Source organism: Deltaproteobacteria bacterium HGW-Deltaproteobacteria-2 (genome assembly GCA_002840505.1).
Lineage (GTDB): Bacteria > Desulfobacterota > Syntrophia > Syntrophales > Smithellaceae > Smithella.
In genome coordinates this window covers 63,941-81,727 of sequence record PHBC01000006.1, presented here as the reverse complement: position 1 = coordinate 81,727, position 17,787 = coordinate 63,941, and the positions used below count along the sequence as shown (strand labels likewise).

The window sequence follows — 17,787 nt, the reverse complement described above, 5'->3', positions numbered from 1 at the left end:
TAAAATGTCAGGCGAATTGACATTAATATAAATCCTTGTTAAGATAAAAAACAGTTTTTCGATATTAAGGAAAATTTTACTCCATGAACGATCAGTTAACTCCACCATCCGCAACAAATATTAATGGAACTTCTCGAATACGCAAGGAGCTATTGGATATAACCAACCGTATTCATGCGGCACAGAATATCAAACAAATTCTTATCGATTTAAAGAGCGGCATCCTCAACCTTTTTAACGCTAATTCCATAACGACTTACGTCGTCGATAAAGCACGCAATGAAATTTATTCCATGTTTCTGGCCGGCACACAACTCAAAGAAATCAGATTGCCAATAAATAATAAAAGTATTGCCGGCTACGTAGCGAACACCGGCACAATAATTAACATTGAAAACGCTTACAATCAAAAGGAACTTAAGAGCATCGAAGCGGAGTTAACTTTTGATGACAGCTGGGATAAAAAATCAGGCTTTAAGACCAGGCAGATTCTTGCCGCCCCAATATACCACAGCAGCCAGCTCATGGGTGTCCTTCAAATTATCAACAAGAAAGTTGGTGATGGAAAATTCTCGGAAGAGGAAATTGCATTAGCGCTGGAGATTGCCGAAGTTCTTGGTGTCGCTTTTTACAATCAACAACGTTTTGTTCGTCACCGGAAAACACGGTTTGATTATTTAATCACCCACGATCTTCTTAAAGAAGAAGAACTGGAAAGAGCATGGAAAGAAGCGCGTGAAAAAAAAGAATCAATGGAAAATTTCCTCATGATGAAATACAAAATATCTAAAGAAGACATTGGTCACGCTTTTGAGGAATTTTATAACTGTCATTTTATCAGATATAACGAGAAAATACCTATCCCTGGTCACTTAATTAAAGATTTGAAAAAAAATTATCTGCGCCGTGAACTTTGGGTGCCACTGGAAAAGGTCGGTGACAAAATTCACGTAATCATGGATGATCCGAACAACATTATAAAGAGAGACACCATTGAAAATCTTTTAAAAACCAAGCAGATAAATTATGACGTCGCTCTGGAAGAAGACATAATAAAATACATTAATCTTTTTTATAATACTCCCGATGACGAGCACTCTTTTACAGAAATATTAGGGCGGATGGAGGGTGACGATGCGACGTCAGAAGATGAAGAAGGCGACGAAACGGTCACCGAATCGGATAGTGTTATTATGCAACTCGTTAATAAAATTATTAATGATGCTTATAATCGCCGTGCTTCGGATATACATGTCGAACCCAATGTAGACAGAAAAAATGTGGAGATTCGGTTCCGTGTCGATGGCGATTGTGCTCTATATCAAACGGTCCCTTTCAGTTACCGCGCAGCCCTTATTTCGCGCATTAAAATCATGTCCAATCTGGATATCACCATTAAAAGACTGCCACAGGACGGTAAGATTAAGTTCAGGCGTTCTAATGGAGACGAAATTGAATTGCGTGTAGCGACAATCCCCACTCAGGGAGGTGTGGAAGATGTGGTTATGCGTATTTTAGCTAAAGGCGAGACAATGCCTCTGGAAGATATGGCTTTATCTTCGCGCAATTACAACGAACTAACCAGTATTATTTCCAAACCTTACGGCATGATTTTGTGTGTTGGTCCTACCGGTTCCGGTAAAACAACTACACTGCATGCCGCATTGCACCACATTAATCGTCCGGACAGAAAAATATGGACGGCGGAAGACCCCGTGGAAATCACTCAATACGGTTTGCGTCAAGTACAAGTGCACCCAAAGATCGGTTTTGATTTTGCGGCAGCTATGCGTGCATTTTTACGTGCTGACCCTGATGTCATCATGGTCGGCGAAATGCGCGATTACGAAACAGCAAAGACAGGTGTTGAGGCATCCCTTACCGGTCACTTGGTATTCAGTACTCTGCATACTAACAGTGCCCCGGAAACTATTGTACGCCTGCTGGATATGGGCATTGATCCCCTTAATTTTGCCGATGCCTTGTTGGGCATTCTCGCTCAACGCCTTGTACGAACTCTTTGCAAAAAGTGTAAGGAGCAATATCATCCTACAAAGGAAGAATACGACGAAATCGCTGAAAGTTACGATCAGAAAGAATTTGACAAATTAAATATCCCTTACAATGACGAATTCAAGCTTTACAGGCCTAAGGGTTGTGATATATGCAACAATACTGGCTATAGAGGCAGAATGAGTATTCATGAACTCTTAGTCGCAACCGATGGTATCAAAAGAATGATTCAAAAGCATGAAACCGTAGAAGTCATGCGGAACCTATCCCGGAACGAAGGCATGACGACACTTTTACAAGACGGTATTCTCAAAGCTCTCAAAGGTTTTACTGATTTTAAACAGGTACGCCGCGTCTGTATCAAATAATTATATTATTCTAGATACGTATTTACTCTCCCGAACAAGTAGGATTATTTTAATTTATTTTGACCACGGAAAATAAATCAAGAACCACAGTATTTTACCGTATTCTCTTCTAACTTTTCTCCAATCTGCTGACGATAATTCCCAGAATTTCGCCGGAGCTTTTTCGTAATGTGTCGGCACAAAATAAAAAACGTTATAATTTGTATCAAATACCTTCATCGCAATTAATTTAATACGTCGCATGTGATACGGTGAACTGACAAATATCGCGGAATTCAGTCTGTAATCAGACATTATCTTTTGGGCTTCGACTATTTCCAAATGTGTATCTTCATAAAATTCCGGAGGTGCGGTAACATTCTTTTGATTCGATTTATAAAGATATATGTTTCGTGATAAATATTTCTTCATTTCCATGTCATAAACCCTGAAAACTTTATGATAGGCCGGAATAATCAAGTAATCGGCCATTCCTTCGTTTATTAATTTATAAGCTTCTTTTTGACGTGCCTTGAAATCCGGTCCCAGAATAAGTACGATCGCATTTGCCTTCCTGTATTCCGAAGAATAAAGCAAAAACTTTGGAGAGTATAAAATAAATCCCGTCAGCAGAACTAAAAACAGGATTCCGACAAGATAATATTTACCGATTTTTATCACAAACAATATCCTTCAAATAATTATCTGTATTGAATTTTGAAGACGGAATATTCAGCAATTAATCCGTATCGCCGAAATAATTCGCAGAGAATATAAATATTTCCGTTTCTTTATCTTTCCATGCTTGCGCCGGCAATCCGGCTTTATGGCAAGTCTCCTGGAGGAAGGTTTCTCTGTCCCATTTATACTCGACGGCCACCTGCGGTAATAATAAACCGGCGTTGTGTCCTCGAACAATGTATAATCCGTGTTTTCCTACTTCAATTTCGTTGATATCTTTGATTTGTTTCAACGGACTCAGTACCGATATTTCAAAAGTTAAATCTTTAACTTCTTCCTGTTTTAAGGAAGGAAATCGTGGATCACGAAAAGCGGCAGCCAAAGCCATTTCCTGTACTGTTTCTCCGAGCGGTTTATATGCTTTTATATAACCTATGCAACCGCGAAGATGACCGTTTTTTTTCAGAGTCACAAACGCACCGCTCTTCGATTGTAGGTTTTTTGAATCCATTTTCAGTTCAGGCATTTTTTTATTATTGATTTTGGCCGCAATCGCTTCTTTGGCTATTTCCAGCAGGGTATTTTTTTCTTTCGTTGTTAATTCCATTTTATGCTCCTTTATTCTACACGATGTATTCAGAGGATTAACGACTTTCTAGAAAAGATTCTTTTCAATACCACTAATAAAAAAATTATTCGAAAAATGATAACCTAAAATTATTTACAGTAAACCGCCGCCGCATATCCCACAACCGAACTTTTATCGCCGGTTATATCTCCTGAATTGGCATATTTTAAGAGATGTGCTTTATCAGCTTTCATCATACGTGCAACCGACATTGTCACTGCCATGGGCCCGCCGCCACACGCTTCAACAGTTCCATTCTCCATGGCCTGCAAAAGACCGACGGCATCGCCATTTTTCAAATATCCCAAAGCAACGGCATCCATTTTTTTTGCCGCGTTATAGTTATAAAAATGAGATAAATCGGAGCTGCCTACTATCAATGTTTTTTTGTCGCGTACAGTTTCATATATAGCCGCCGCAAGATCTCGACAGGTATCTATGTCCTGATTGCCCATAACCAAAGGAACAAATGAAAATTCACCCAACGCGACCTGCAAGAAAGGAATCTGAATTTCCACGGAATGTTCCTGACGATGCGCTTCCGGAATATCAGATGTTATCTTACTTAAATTTTTAATTTTCTGCGCAAATTCTTCAACGACAGGCACGACACCAAGAGGTGTTTCATAACCGCCCCTGCTAAAAACGGATACACCATTAAAGGCAACTCTGTGACTTGGTCCTATGACGACAACAACATCATACTTATTACCGCGAATAAGCTTGTAAGCGTTCGCCGCTACTTGTCCTGAGTAAACGTAACCGGCATGGGGGGCAACCAAACCTACAATCTCTCCCGGCAATGTCAAATCAGGAACTGATTCAAAAAAGCTTTCAATATTTTTTTTCAGAATTGACGGATTTCCCGGATACCATGAACCGGCTATTACTGACTTTCTCACGGTATTCATAACTACCTCACTTAAATCGCCAGACTACCCCTTGTGGAGTGTCTAAAACATCAACGCCACGTTTAGCTAGTTGCGATCTAAAGGAATCTGCCTCCTTCCAGTTACGAATTTTTCTTGCCGCTTCTCTTTTATCTATCAACATTCTTATTTCCCCGTCAGCAACCAGCGCCTCAAAATCCATTATGCCCAAGACTTCGTTTATATTTCCCAACGCCGTCAGTATTTTCTGGGCATTATTTTTATTTATCATACCCTGGGTCAGAGGAAAGTTTATTTTACCAATAAAATTAAAAAGCGCAGCCAGTGCTCCGGCAATATTTAAATCATCATCCAAAGCCGCTGTAAAATCATGTTTAAGATCATATATCAGTTGATCAATTTCCGTAAAAGCTTCTTTATCATCGCCATTAACGGCATTTAATCGGCTAATGAACGTATGGATTTTTTTTACCGTATTTTTTGCCGCCATTAAAGCGCCATCTGAATAGTTAACCGGTTTGCGATAATGTACTCCCAGCAAGAAAAGACGGATATCTCTTCCGCTGTAACCACTTTCCCGTAAGTGTGACAGCGGCAGCGCATTATCCAGGGAACGGGACATTTTTCGGCCGTCAACCATCACCAATTCCGCATTAATCCAGTGATTAGGTCCTTTTTGACCGGAAAAAGCTTTATTGATGGCTAAAACATTTTCACAATGGGGAAATATCTCATCGGCTCCGCTTACGTGAATATCATACGTCGCTCCAAGATATTTATTGGAAACAGCCGCGCATTCCATATGCCAACTGGGTCTCACATTCCCCCATACGGTCTTATAATAAATGCCTCTTTTTAATTCGGCCAGACTTGACCTCTTCAATAAAGCAAAATCCGCCGGGCTGTCTTTTTCGTAATCATCAAGATCTATTGATTTCCCCTGTCTTGTTTTACCCAAATCTATATTGGAAAGAGTTCCATAATCGGCCAATTTGGAAATATTATAATAAACTGAATGCAATTTTTCGTAGGCATAATCTTTATCCACTAATTTCTCGACAATTTTTAACATAACGTCAACATTTTCAGACGCTTTCACATAGATATTATCCTTATTAATGTTGAGAAATTGTACATCTTCCATAAACACCTGCAAATATTTCTGAGAATAATCTGCAAGTTCAAGCCCTTTTTTTTCCGAGCTTTTTATTGATTTATCGCCAAAATCAACAATGTCCAGGACATGCTTTACCTTGTAACCTTTATAAATTAAATATCGGTTGATTAAATCTGAGACCACCATGCGCCGGTAATTTCCCAAATGGGGAGTATCATGTATTGTCGGACCGCACGTACGCATGGTTACTTCATCAAGTTTTATCGGATTAAATAGATTTTTCTGGCGCGCAAAAGCATTGTAGAGATTAAACGTAGAAATCTCCTTTTTAAAAGCGAAGAGATCCGTACTTAAATATCGTTCTCCACCATCAGGGAAAATAACGACGATTAACCCTTCCTCCAGAAGCTTCGCCTTCTGAGCAGCCACAAACATAGCCGCACCAGAGCTCATTCCTACAAATATACCTTCTTCACGGGCTAACCGCCGAGACATTTCAAAAGCATCTTCATCTAAAATATTCACTTTTTCGTCGAGCCTGGTTTTATCATATATCCCCGGACGATAAGATTCCCGCATGTTCTTTAGTCCTTGAATTTTATGCTGCAGATAGGGTTCCACACCTATAATCTTAATTTCCGGATTCAGTTCTTTGAGCCGCTTGGAAATTCCCATGGCAGTGCCTGTGGTACCCAAGCAGGATACTACCATTGTAACCTTACCATCTGTTTGTTCCCAAATCTCCTGCGCTGTACCGTAATAATGGGCGGCGATATTATCCTCATTATTGAATTGATCGGTACCAAAATATTTATCGGGATTTTCGCGCAGCATTTTGTAAGCAATTTCAATAGCACCATCGGTACCTTGAGCAGCCGGGGTGAAATACAATTCCGCTCCCATGGCACGCAGAATCTTTTTTCTCTCTTCACTGGCCGATTCTGACATCGTCAGACACAATTTATATCCCTTCGCCGCCGCAATCATTGCCAAGCCGATTCCCGTATTGCCGCTGGTTGCTTCCAAAATAGTTTTCGACGAATTCAGATCACCTCTTTTTTCGGCATTCTCGATCATGAATAATGCGGTGCGATCCTTGATGGATCCACCGGGATTGACACCTTCAACTTTTGCAAAAATCTTTACTTTTTTATTGGGATTAAGCCGAAAGATTTCCACCAAAGGTGTGTTACCGATGCTTTCAATAATGTTTTTGTAAAGTTTATGCATAGATTTATCCTGTAAAATAAAAAACCCGGCTTAAGCCGGAAGATGTTCACTTATGCCGGCAGAAAGCATTCCGGACAAAAAAGTGGAACTCTCGCGGCTGGAGCTGGCTAATTCCAAGTCATTAAATTGATCAACTATCCATTTTGGGTAAAGAAATTTTAATAAACTGAACGCCTTCTTCCTTTAAATTTTCTTCTTCTTGCGGCGTACTTGTCCCTTTGATATTTCGTTTTTCTTCATCTCCGTAATGTATCTTTAATGCAGTTTCTGCAAATTTATTACCCACATCCTCAAAATTATTATCAATATATTGATGTAATATTTTCATGGTTTTAGCTACAGAAAGTTCCGTTTCCTGGTTCTTATCTGCCATCCGTGAATTCTTTCCTATAATCGTTATCGAAGAAGGTATAATTTCGACACTCGAACTATTACACACGGGACAAGAAACCAGTTTTTGTGAATTTTGTAAAATCCAGGCTTGCCGATCTTTAAACCAGCCTTCAAATGTATGTCCTTTTTCGCATTTTAAATCGTAAATAATCACCAGATCACGATCCTTTGCACAATAATTTGTATTACTTATAACATGCCCTTGAATAAAATACAATTATATATAAAAGGATTTATGGCTAAAGAGTTTAGAATTAAATGATTTTTTTATTATACTCTTATTTTGATTGATAACTGAATCACGGACATGAACCCCAAAGCAAGCTTTGGAAACATTCTGCAACAAGCAGCGAGGTATTATACCATCCGCTTCGCGGGATTGTTCAACTTACCAATTCCAATACGCCTATAGTGACCTTTAGGTTATTCGCTTTCGGAATTGGAGTTTCACAAGATGTGGCCCAGCTTGGTAGGGCACTGCGTTCGGGACGCAGGAGTCGCGCGTTCAAATCGCGCCATCCCGACCATTTTAATGAGATCCAAGTTTCAGAAGCGAAGTGTACTGAAACTTGTTGATCGAATTATCCCAGGAGCGAAGCGACGTGGGATTTAAGAGTTAGTGAAACTATTCCCCGTGCATAGCGAAGGGCAATATGCCCGTGATTACATCCTGTTCTGATATAATATCTTTTATTAACCGACAACTGATGCAAGTTTGAAGATCGGCAGATACATAGCTATAATCATACCGCCAACGATCCCCCCCAGGAAAACCATCATTACCGGCTCCAGCAGCGCAGTCATCGAATCCACCGCAACATCAATTTCTTCGTCGTAAAAATTAGCAATTTTACTGAGCATGGAATCCAGAGCACCGGTGGCTTCGCCCACGGAAATCATCTGTATAACCATGGGTGGGAAAATGTCGGTCTCCGCCAATGGTTCTGCTATAGAACGGCCTTCACTGATACTTTGGCGTGTCTTCATTAAAGCATTCTCAATAACTTTATTTCCGGAAGTTTTACTGACAATGGTTAATCCTTCCAAAATGGGAACACCGGAAGTCATCATTGTTGAAAGCGTGCGCGAAAATTTAGACACAGCAACCTTTTTCATCAATAGCCCGAACACTGGAGCTTTAAGGATCAGGGAGTCAATCACCAAGCGCCCTTTCTCCGTTTTATAATATCTCGCAATGGCGATGTAAATGGCAACAAATATGGCTATTATATATAAAAAATAATGTTGGGTAAACTCACTTGCATTAATTAAGAATGCAGTGGGACCCGGCAATTGTCCGCCCATACCTTCAAACATTTGCTTAAATACAGGAATAACCTTGAGCAGCAATAAAGCCACTACAGCAACAGCTATGACCAGAACAGCGATGGGATAAGTCATTGCGCCCTTAACACGTCGTTTTAACTTCAACGCTTTTTCCATGTAATTGGAAAGACGTTCCAAAATAACATCCAGCATACCGCCTGCCTCACCAGCAGCAATCAGATTCACAAAAAGATCATCAAATATCTGGGGATATTTTTTTAAAGCATTGGTTAAACTGGTACCGCCCTCTATATCTTCCTTTATTGATCGAATAATTTTCGCAAAGTTCTTATTCTGTTCTTGTTGAGCTAAAAGGTCCAAGCACTGAATAAGCGGCAGGCCGGCATTGATCATTGTGGAAAAAACCCGACAAAAGACAACCACATTTTTTTCATTTATCTTTGCTTTTAAGAAAGGTAAATATTCAGAAATATCTTTAGGTTTCGACTTAACTTCAATGGATTTATACCCCTGCCGGCGTAAAATACCACGAACGGTAATCTCGTCGACCGCATCCATCTCTCCTTTTTTTACCTCATTCTTTTTTGTTGTACCTTCCCAAATAAAAATCGGCATATTCTAAAATCCTTTTCTTACATTAGAATAACTTTAATCCGTGAATACTTTAAACCAACTTCTATATAAATTCAACAAGTTAAATTAGAAAATTTATTGGAAGCCGCGAGTTGTTTATTTTTAAACTGCTCTGGCCTGACTGCGTTGACAAAATATCTCATACTGAATAATACCGGAAGCCACAGCAACATTTAATGAATCAAAGCTTCCCGGCATGGGAATTGTCAGTAAAAAATCACATTTCTTCTTCACTAAAGGCCTGATACCTTTTGCCTCTCCCCCTAACACCAAAACTACAGGACAATTAAAATCCATCTCGTGCAAATTACTTCCACCGCGAATTTCCGCTCCGAAAACCCAAAATCCTTTATCTTTCAAATAATCAAGCGTTTGCGATATATTAACTACTTTGGCGATAGGTATTTGCGCGATGCTTCCGGCAGAAGCTTTATTAACAGCCGCAGTAACCGGAGCCGCTCTGTCCTCAGGAATTACGACACCGTTTGCGCCTAAACAATGAGCAGTACGAATTATTGATCCCAGATTGTGGGGATCCATGATACTATCAAGTACTAAAATTAAGTCAAAATTGAAAGATTGATTACGGTTTTTTATTAATTTATCTAAATCCGCATAAACAAAAGACTTGCACAGGCCGATAACTCCTTGATGATCAGAAGTTCCTGCCAATTCATCCAGATATTTACGGTGGGAAAACTCAACAGGAATTAATGTTTGTCCAGCTATTTCTATTATTTCTTTTACAGAAGATCCACCCCGTCCGGAAGCAATGATAATTTTTCTTAATCCGCCTTCCCGTCGCCGGAGGAGAGCCATAATGGAATTTATACCGTAAATTACCTCCATGTCCTGCTTTCCATTTTTGCGACTGAATCACCTTGCTGCTATACCATCAGCAATTTCCTGAACAATTTGCCGGCAAGCTTCCAGAGGTTCCTGGGCCGTGCTAATCGGCCTCCCCACGACAATATAATCGGCACCTGTTTTCACAGCTTCATAAGCACTGAGAGTTCTTTTTTGGTCGTCTTTTGTTGTTGCACCAATACTGCGTATACCAGGCGTTACGATAATAAATTTATCGCCCAAACCCTTCCTTAACGCTGCTATATCCTGTGCCGAAGCTACCACACCCGATGCTCCTGCATTTTGCGCCAATCTGGCCAGATGAAGAACCTGTTCCCCGGTGGTTCTAGGAAATCCAATTTCTGCCAAATCAGCGTTATTCAAACTGGTAAGCACCGTGACCGCCAAAACAATTGGCCGCGTTCCGGCAATATTATCAGCACAGGTCCACGCGGCGGTTACTGCTTCTTTAATCATCTGAGTGCCACCCGATGCGTGAACATTAAACATATCAACATTTAACCTGACAGCGGCCTGGGCTGCACGGGCTACTGTGTTGGGAATATCATGAAATTTCAGGTCTAAAAATACCTTTTGGCCTCTCTTTTTGATGCTTTCAATTATTTTCGGCCCAACAGCAGTAAACAATTCCTTGCCAACTTTAAACATACCGACATGGTCCGAGAGTAGCTTCACCCATGACAATGCTTCGTCATAATTGTTCGCATCAAGCGCAAAGATCAGTTTATCGTTCGCCGTTTTATTCGATATATTCTTCATCGCCGATGAACTCTGAGCTATCCGGAATTGGTTTGAAGTCTTCCTTGGTTCCGTTCAAATATTCAGGATTGGCATAAACTACTTTACCTGCGGCAATTTCGCGCAGAGCCAACACAATTTCCCTGTTTTTACTTGTTACTAAAGGTGTTGCCTCTTTCAGTAACTGATGAGCTCGTTTCGACGCCAGCGATACAAGTCCAAATCTGGTTTTGGCAACAAGTAAAGAATCTTCTATTGTAATTCTAGCCATGGATCCAAAATCTCCTTAAAATATATTATTTTTTTTAATAAACTTTTTAATTTCACTTTGCAACCTGCTTCTTTTGCATTTTTGGGCTTTATAAATAGAAATCAATTGATTGACAGCAGTGTCCAAATCTTTGTTAAAAATTACATAATCATACCACGAAATTTCTTTTAATTCACTTTCCGCCTGATCAAATCGATCTTGAATAACTTTATCGGTTTCGCAACCACGTCCTTCCAAGCGCCTTAAAAGTTCGTCACGAGACGGGGGAAGGACAAAAACATAAACACCTCCCTTAAACTTTTTTTTTATTTTTTTCGCCCCCCGCGGTTCGATATCCAGCAACAAATCCTGACCTTTATGAAGAAACGACTCCATAGTTTTCTTTGAAGATCCATATAAGTTACCATAATTTTCTACCCATTCAACAAATTCATTCTGATCAATACGCGCCTGAAATTCTTCACGAGAAATGAAATGGTAATCTTTCCCATTCACTTCACTAGGACGCGGAGGCCTTGATGTATAGGAAACAGAAAATTTAATTTCAGGACAAGCTTCAAGCAGTTTTTGGCAAATACTGCTTTTCCCTGTGCCCGAAGGCGCGGAGACAACTATAAATAATCCTCTTGCCATAGTATTTACTCTATATTTTGCGCCTGTTCACGCAATTTACCCAATTCACTTTTAACTTCAATCACCTGACGAGTTATTTCCACATCGCTGCTTTTTGAACCAATTGTATTAATTTCGCGATTCATTTCCTGTAAAAGAAAATCTATTTTTCTGCCTTCTGTTCCCTCGCTTTGCAACAATTCTTCAAACTGTCCGATATGACTATGCATCCGCACTATTTCTTCCGTAATATCACTTCTTTCCGCCATAATTGCAACCTCTTGATTTAAACGGGCATCTTCAAGCGCGTATCCGGCAGTTAACTCTTTTATTCTTTCCGCCAGACGCTTTTGATACTCGATAACCACCTGTGGGGCACGTAATTTAATGGTTTCCAGAATTTCCGTAATCGCCTTAAGCCTCATATCCATATCTTGAAACATGGCAAGGCCTTCATCCTGCCGCATATTGCTCAGCATCGCCAGCGATTCCAAAAACGTTTTTTCCACCTGATTGAGAAAATCCGGACTCAATTGCACCTCCGACGATGGCGTAAAAATATCACGAAAACCAACCAACGTTTTTAAACTGATGGGAGATTCCAGGTCGAATTCCGCTTTAAGCCGGTTCAAAACATTAAAATAATCACGGGCAATTTCTAAATTGAGATTGACTTTGGATACATCGGCACCTTCGCCTTCCAACCGTATGGATACTTCTATGCGTCCGCGTTTGAATCTTTCACTAATCTTCTTTTTGAACTCCGCTTCCAGAGGAAAAAGCGCTGAAGGCGTCCGCAGAAATATTTCCAGAAAACGATGATTTACAGACTTAGCCTCCACAATAATATTTCTGCCTTCTTGAACTGTTTCTACCCGGCCATAACCGGTCATGCTTTTTATCATTTGTACACCATATACCAATTTAATAAACTTTACGTATTTTTTATTGTGAAGCTCCAATTCCTAAAACAAAGCGTATTAGAATTGATAAGTTGAATCCCGACACTGTCGGGACAAAACGGGGGGCAAGATACTCCTCAGCTTGCGTCAGGGTTCATGCCCGTTTTAACTGTTGTGGCATTTTTAACTGCAATAAATATCTATTCCTGATTTTACCAAGCATTAAGAGTTGCTTTTCATCCGCATAATCAGGGTAAGTCCAGGGTAAAGAGCAAAACTTCTTCCCCTGATAAATCAGGGTCAAGTCGGCATAAATTCCATCCCGCAAATAGGGACGGTGCGTATACGCCTTGCCAGTAGCCAATATCAAATGTGCCTTTGATATATAACCGGGATCAATATTAACCTGCCTCCGAATATCCAATGCCAACCTGTCTTCAATACTGTTTGTTGCCAGCTTTATATCGGGTAATTCCTCTGGCCGGATTAATTTTTCCATGGACAGAAAGCGCCGCACAAGATTCTCTCCCATTTCAGCGCTATAATAATTCGTATAATCAAAGAGCATTTCTTCGCTTACAAAATCCGGCATTCCATATGCTGAGGACAAAATTTTTATCGTCTCGTTTAACAGTGGAGTATCTTTCGCAAAAATGCTGAAGACCAGTTTTACCGGTTCAGCCGAGTTCGGCTTGCTCATAATACTTCTATAAGTTCTTTCTGAGAGACAGTGGCCGTGCCAATTTTTCCGACCACAATACCCGCGGCCAGATTAGCCAGGCATGTCGCCTCTTTTATATTAGCCCGCGCGGCGAGACCCAGGGCAAGCATGCCGATAACTGTATCACCGGCACCGGTCACATCATAAACTTCTTTGGCTTGAGTCGAAAAATGAGTATGAACAATTTTCCGGCCATTTTCAAAAAGACTCATGCCTTCTTCTCCCCGAGTGATGAGCATTGCATGAAAGGCATATTTTTTTAAAAGGGATTCACTTAATCGCTGAAGATCATCGGCATTGGTAATTTCCATACCGGCAGCACGCTGGGCTTCATGATGGTTAGGAGTAATCACATGCACCCCTTTATATATGGAAAAATCGCTTTGTTTCGGATCAAGACAAATGAATATTTTTGAATCTTCCGCTATTTTCTTTATTCCTTCGATAAGCTCGCTGGAAATAACTCCTTTGTTGTAATCGGAAATAACAATGGCTCCGATTTTTCCGCGCAATGATTTTACATATTCCAGAATTTTATCGGTGCTGGATTTAGGAATAGGCTTTCTGTTTTCCTTGTCGAAACGCACCATTTGCTGTCCGTGCGCGACAATTCTCGTTTTCAGAGTAGTCGGCCGTCCCTTTTCCACGACAATGCCTTTTGTGTCAATCTTTCGTCCGTGCAACTCCACAAGCAGTTTTTTCCCTATATTATCGGCTCCGATAACACCGGCCACATAAACTTTACCTCCCATCGCGTAAATGTTATTGAGCACATTGGCACAGCCACCAAGCAAAATGCTGTCTTTTTGGACATCAACTACAGGCACAGGAGCTTCAGGTGAAATACGGGAAACATTTCCCCAGATGAAATGATCAACCATCACATCTCCGACCACAAGAACACCCGCATGGGGGAAATTGGCAATAATCTTCAATGCTCTTTTTTTTGTCATAATTCTTTGCACTGTTTGAAAATCACCCCTGAAATAATTAACCTGAAAATTAAAAAAAGCGCTTATAGCGCCTCCATTGTAAAAAGCCCTGTAATACTATTACCAAGACCTTAATTTGTCAAATGTTTTCTAAAAATGTGAATAGCCTATACGAAATCGATTTTTACGATTACCTTGACACATAAATGCCATTTTCATTATATTCAATACATTAAATAATTAGTCCTGATTAAAATCAATGTCTAGCAATAAAATATTTTAGGACTTTATAATAAGGTTTTATATGTTAAATATTGAGCAATTTCGTTATGGATCTGATAATTTCGCCTACGTAATACATGGGAAAAAACAGGCAATGGCTGTTGATGGCGGTGCATGGGAAGAAATACTGTCTTTTTTGAAAACCACTAACCTGGCGCTTGAATTTGTTACCAACACACATTCGCATTACGATCACACATCCGGCAATGATCACCTGCTTAAATCTACCTGCGCAAAATTTTTAAATTCTGCTACCCTTTCCGACAATCACAAAATTATGATTGATGGAGAAACAGTCCTGGTTTACCGGACTCCCGGACATACGGACGACTCTGTTTGCTTTCATACGGGAAGCATTTTAATCACCGGCGATACTATTTTTAACGGAACAGTGGGTAATTGTTTTTCCGGCAATCAGAAAAATTTTTATCTATCCATTAAGCGGTTGATGGCCTTACCCGATGAAACAATAATTTACGCCGGTCATGATTATATTAACGATTCCCTTGCCTTCGCCAGGCATCTGGAACCAAATAATGAACATATTGATCGCTACCTGAAATCATATAACGGCAATCACGTCTATTCAACCATAGCCGACGAACGCCAGATCAACCCTTATTTGCGCTTTAATGAAGAGGCAATCGTTAATCTACTCAAAAATAATAATCTTCCCTGTGCTACAGAATGGGAACGTTGGAATTCTTTGATGTCTATAGAATAAGATACTTTTTGCTAATTATCACTTATTGATTGACACACATGTTTAATTCTTTTATAATTAAAAGTGTTTAGCACTGTTGCAGAACATCTTCAAGAGTCCACAAAAGACGGACCGGATGGAAGGATGAAGGCAATCAAAACAGCAACGAAGAACTCTCAGCATAAAAAGACCACAACTTCCCGTAAATCATTAGTCGTCAAAACAAAAAAATCGCAAAACATTTCCGCTTCCAAAAATATGAACGTCAAAAAGAATAATTCCCACGAGCGGGAAGATTGGCTGCAAAATTCTAATCTTCTTTTCAAGCTCAACCCTTCATCAATAGTTTTGATGAAAATGCCGGAAGGAACACTGATAGACATCAATGAAACATCCTTGAAAACATTTGCTTTCTCACGGGAGGAAGTTATCGGGAAAACCAGCGATGAACTAAATATCTTTGTACACCAGAACAAGAGAAAGAAAGCCCTGGAAAAGCTGATGAAGCAGGGCCATATTGAAAACTGCGAGATGAAGTTCAGGAGTAAAAACGGAAAAATAATTGACGGCCTTTTTTCTGCGGAGATAATTAATCATCATAAAGAAACATATTTAATTGCCATTATTACAGACATTACCTCCCGCAAGCTTGCAGAAAAAGCTCAACGCGAAAACGAATATAAGTACCGGTCTATTCTTGAAACCACCGAAGAAGGGTACTATGAAATAGACCTTGCCGGCAATTTCACGTTCTTTAACGATTCAGTTTGCAGCCTTCTCGGTTATTCCAGAAAAGAATTAATGGGTATGAACAACCGGCAGTATATGGGTAAAGATACCGCCAGAAAAGTCTTTCAAACGTTTAATAGAGTTTATCGAACAGGAGAATCTACTAAAGAATTCGACTGGCAGATAATAAGAAAAGACGGGACTAAAAGATACATCGAACAATCTGCATTGTTACAGAAAGATTCATCAGGCAAACCAATCGGGTTTAGAGGAATTATACGTGATATCACCGAACGCAGAAAGACGGAAGAGCTGCTGAAACAGAGCGAAGCTCAATACCGTTTGCTGGCCGATCACATGAAAGATCAGGTCTGGCTAATGGATCTGGACCTGAAAATAACGTATGTAAGCCCTTCCGTGGAAAAATTATTGGGATACACAACGGAAGATGTTCTAAAACTCCCCATGTATAAACTTCTCACGAAAAAGTCTTCAAGGATAGCAATGGATACTTTTTCCAGGGAGATGGAAAAGGCGTCGACAGCTCCGTCCTATAAGGTTTTACTGGAACTTGAATGCTGCTGTAAAGACGGCCGCTTTATATGGATTGAAGCCTCGTTTAGTTTTATTATGGACGAAAATGGAAAACCTATATCCATTTTAGGCGAAGGAAGGGAAATCACCAAGCGCAAACAAATAGAGGAATCCTTGCAAAAAAGTGAAGAGAATTTCCGCCACTCCCTTGACAATTCACCGCTGGGAGTACGCATATCAACATTAGAAGGCGAAACAATTTATGCCAACAAGGCTGTTCTGGATATGTATGGATATGACAGCATTGAAGAACTTAAAAAAATACCAATACAGGATCGCTATACGCCGGAGAGTTATACTCAGTTTCTGATAAGAAAGCAAAAAAGATTGCTGGGTGAGTTTGGCCCATCTGAATATGAAATAAGTATCATAAGGAAAAACGGCGAAATACGCCATCTCCATGTTTTTCGAAAAGAAATCTTTTGGAGCGGTAAAAAACAGTCTCAGGTCATTTACGAAGATATCTCTTTGCGCAGACAGGCCGAAGAGAAAATCACTACTATATTGGGGAATTTACGAAAATCTATTAGAACAACTATTCAGGTATTAGGTACAGCATCGGAAGCAAGAGACCCCTATACGGCCGGACATCAGAAAAGAGTCGCCGATCTGGCCCGCATGATTGCCACCGAGATGGGTCTTCCCCAGGATTCAATTGAAGCAATCCGTATGGCCGGCGCCATTCATGATATCGGGAAAATTTCTATACCATCGGAAATTCTGTGTAAACCGACAAAACTGACCGACCTTGAGTACTCTCTTGTCAAGGCTCACACCCAGTATAGTTATGAAATAATGAAAGATGTTGAATCTCCCTGGCCATTAGCCGACATTGTTTACCAACATCATGAGAGAATAAACGGCTCTGGTTATCCGCAAGGGTTAAAGGGTGAAGATATTCTCATTGAAGCCCGCATCCTTGCGGTTGCCGATGTGGTTGAGGCCATGGCATCCTATCGACCTTACAGACCTTCTTTAGGACTGCAAAGTGCGCTCACAGAGATTGAAGATAACGCCGGAATTCTCTACGATAGCAAAGTAGTGGACACTTGTATAAAGCTGTTTAGGGAGAATAGATTCAAACTCGAATGATCAGGCGCCAAATAGTGTCATAGGCGCTTTGAAGAATTGATTGCTAAGTCATTCATTTTATTTCTCAAAAATATATTTCATTATTGACTTCAATAACATTATTAAGTAAATATTTACAAAATAAA

16 protein-coding genes and 1 tRNA gene are annotated in these 17,787 nt (G+C 40.1%); 4 read left to right on the top strand and 13 right to left on the bottom strand.

Going from position 1 to position 17,787, the window contains the following annotated elements; translation table 11 throughout:
* Positions 1–83: 83 nt before the first annotated feature.
* Positions 84–2,381 (top strand): pilus assembly protein, encoded by a 2,298-nt coding sequence (locus CVU62_12305; protein PKN36876.1) that lies wholly within the window; start codon positions 84–86, stop codon positions 2,379–2,381.
* Between the two features lie 54 nt (positions 2,382–2,435).
* On the opposite strand, the gene CVU62_12300 is transcribed toward CVU62_12305, so the two are convergent.
* The 5 genes from CVU62_12300 to CVU62_12280 form a co-directional block, all read right to left on the bottom strand.
* Entirely contained in the window at positions 2,436–3,050 is a 615-nt protein-coding gene (locus CVU62_12300) for a hypothetical protein (GenBank protein ID PKN36875.1), read from the bottom strand.
* 49 nt (positions 3,051–3,099) lie between these two features.
* Positions 3,100–3,648: an AMMECR1 domain-containing protein gene (locus CVU62_12295; GenBank protein ID PKN36874.1), complete on the bottom strand. Its 549-nt coding sequence runs from the start codon at positions 3,646–3,648 to the stop codon at positions 3,100–3,102.
* A 110-nt stretch (positions 3,649–3,758) separates the two neighbouring features.
* Complete coding sequence (gene amrB, locus CVU62_12290) at positions 3,759–4,580, bottom strand: AmmeMemoRadiSam system protein B (GenBank protein PKN36873.1); 822 nt, start codon at positions 4,578–4,580, stop codon at positions 3,759–3,761.
* Positions 4,581–4,587: 7 nt separating this feature from the next.
* Positions 4,588–6,906, bottom strand: coding sequence for a cysteine--tRNA ligase (locus CVU62_12285; GenBank protein PKN36872.1), 2,319 nt, complete (start codon positions 6,904–6,906; stop codon positions 4,588–4,590).
* 130 nt (positions 6,907–7,036) lie between these two features.
* Positions 7,037–7,516 carry a DUF1178 domain-containing protein gene (locus CVU62_12280; protein PKN36871.1) on the bottom strand — a complete coding sequence of 160 codons (480 nt, stop codon included), beginning with the start codon at positions 7,514–7,516 and terminating at the stop codon, positions 7,037–7,039.
* A 233-nt stretch (positions 7,517–7,749) separates the two neighbouring features.
* Here CVU62_12280 and CVU62_12275 point away from each other — a divergent pair.
* A tRNA-Pro gene (locus CVU62_12275) sits at positions 7,750–7,826 on the top strand.
* Between the two features lie 166 nt (positions 7,827–7,992).
* Here CVU62_12275 and CVU62_12270 read toward each other — a convergent pair.
* The 8 genes from CVU62_12270 to rfaE1 all read right to left on the bottom strand — a co-directional run bounded on the left by CVU62_12270 (position 7,993) and on the right by rfaE1 (position 14,283).
* Positions 7,993–9,201: a pilus assembly protein PilC gene (locus CVU62_12270; protein PKN36870.1), complete on the bottom strand. Its 1,209-nt coding sequence runs from the start codon at positions 9,199–9,201 to the stop codon at positions 7,993–7,995.
* Positions 9,202–9,321: 120 nt separating this feature from the next.
* On the bottom strand, positions 9,322–10,068 hold the full coding sequence (locus CVU62_12265) for a 23S rRNA (guanosine(2251)-2'-O)-methyltransferase RlmB (GenBank protein ID PKN36869.1): 747 nt from the start codon (positions 10,066–10,068) through the stop codon (positions 9,322–9,324).
* Positions 10,069–10,095: 27 nt separating this feature from the next.
* Entirely contained in the window at positions 10,096–10,845 is a 750-nt protein-coding gene (locus CVU62_12260; GenBank protein PKN36868.1) for an orotidine-5'-phosphate decarboxylase, read from the bottom strand.
* Complete coding sequence (locus tag CVU62_12255) at positions 10,826–11,095, bottom strand: DNA-directed RNA polymerase subunit omega (GenBank protein ID PKN36867.1); 270 nt, start codon at positions 11,093–11,095, stop codon at positions 10,826–10,828. The genes CVU62_12260 and CVU62_12255 overlap by 20 nt, the downstream gene beginning before the upstream one ends.
* A gap of 15 nt (positions 11,096–11,110) precedes the next feature.
* Positions 11,111–11,728: a guanylate kinase gene (locus tag CVU62_12250; GenBank protein PKN36866.1), complete on the bottom strand. Its 618-nt coding sequence runs from the start codon at positions 11,726–11,728 to the stop codon at positions 11,111–11,113.
* Between the two features lie 5 nt (positions 11,729–11,733).
* Positions 11,734–12,612, bottom strand: coding sequence for a YicC family protein (locus CVU62_12245; protein PKN36865.1), 879 nt, complete (start codon positions 12,610–12,612; stop codon positions 11,734–11,736).
* 151 nt (positions 12,613–12,763) lie between these two features.
* Positions 12,764–13,309, bottom strand: coding sequence for a DUF4416 domain-containing protein (locus tag CVU62_12240; protein PKN36864.1), 546 nt, complete (start codon positions 13,307–13,309; stop codon positions 12,764–12,766).
* Positions 13,306–14,283, bottom strand: coding sequence for a D-glycero-beta-D-manno-heptose-7-phosphate kinase (rfaE1, locus tag CVU62_12235; protein ID PKN36863.1), 978 nt, complete (start codon positions 14,281–14,283; stop codon positions 13,306–13,308). The genes CVU62_12240 and rfaE1 overlap by 4 nt, the downstream gene beginning before the upstream one ends.
* A 283-nt stretch (positions 14,284–14,566) precedes the next feature.
* On the opposite strand from rfaE1, the gene CVU62_12230 reads away from it, so the two are divergent.
* Together CVU62_12230 and CVU62_12225 are read left to right on the top strand one after the other, a co-directional pair.
* On the top strand, positions 14,567–15,268 hold the full coding sequence (locus tag CVU62_12230; protein PKN36862.1) for a hydroxyacylglutathione hydrolase: 702 nt from the start codon (positions 14,567–14,569) through the stop codon (positions 15,266–15,268).
* 123 nt (positions 15,269–15,391) lie between these two features.
* Positions 15,392–17,662 (top strand): hypothetical protein, encoded by a 2,271-nt coding sequence (locus CVU62_12225; GenBank protein PKN36861.1) that lies wholly within the window; start codon positions 15,392–15,394, stop codon positions 17,660–17,662.
* Positions 17,663–17,787: the final 125 nt, after the last annotated feature.

Coding starts and splice junctions, on each gene's coding strand:
- CVU62_12305 (PKN36876.1), top strand. CDS start 84: ATGAACGATCAGTTAACTCCACCATCCGCAACAAATATTAATGGAACT.
- CVU62_12295 (PKN36874.1), bottom strand. CDS start 3,648: ATGGAATTAACAACGAAAGAAAAAAATACCCTGCTGGAAATAGCCAAA.
- amrB (PKN36873.1), bottom strand. CDS start 4,580: ATGAATACCGTGAGAAAGTCAGTAATAGCCGGTTCATGGTATCCGGGA.
- CVU62_12285 (PKN36872.1), bottom strand. CDS start 6,906: ATGCATAAACTTTACAAAAACATTATTGAAAGCATCGGTAACACACCT.
- CVU62_12270 (PKN36870.1), bottom strand. CDS start 9,201: ATGCCGATTTTTATTTGGGAAGGTACAACAAAAAAGAATGAGGTAAAA.
- CVU62_12265 (PKN36869.1), bottom strand. CDS start 10,068: ATGGAGGTAATTTACGGTATAAATTCCATTATGGCTCTCCTCCGGCGA.
- CVU62_12260 (PKN36868.1), bottom strand. CDS start 10,845: ATGAAGAATATATCGAATAAAACGGCGAACGATAAACTGATCTTTGCG.
- CVU62_12255 (PKN36867.1), bottom strand. CDS start 11,095: ATGGCTAGAATTACAATAGAAGATTCTTTACTTGTTGCCAAAACCAGA.
- CVU62_12250 (PKN36866.1), bottom strand. CDS start 11,728: ATGGCAAGAGGATTATTTATAGTTGTCTCCGCGCCTTCGGGCACAGGG.
- CVU62_12245 (PKN36865.1), bottom strand. CDS start 12,612: ATGATAAAAAGCATGACCGGTTATGGCCGGGTAGAAACAGTTCAAGAA.
- CVU62_12240 (PKN36864.1), bottom strand. CDS start 13,309: ATGAGCAAGCCGAACTCGGCTGAACCGGTAAAACTGGTCTTCAGCATT.
- rfaE1 (PKN36863.1), bottom strand. CDS start 14,283: ATGACAAAAAAAAGAGCATTGAAGATTATTGCCAATTTCCCCCATGCG.
- CVU62_12230 (PKN36862.1), top strand. CDS start 14,567: ATGTTAAATATTGAGCAATTTCGTTATGGATCTGATAATTTCGCCTAC.
- CVU62_12225 (PKN36861.1), top strand. CDS start 15,392: ATGAAGGCAATCAAAACAGCAACGAAGAACTCTCAGCATAAAAAGACC.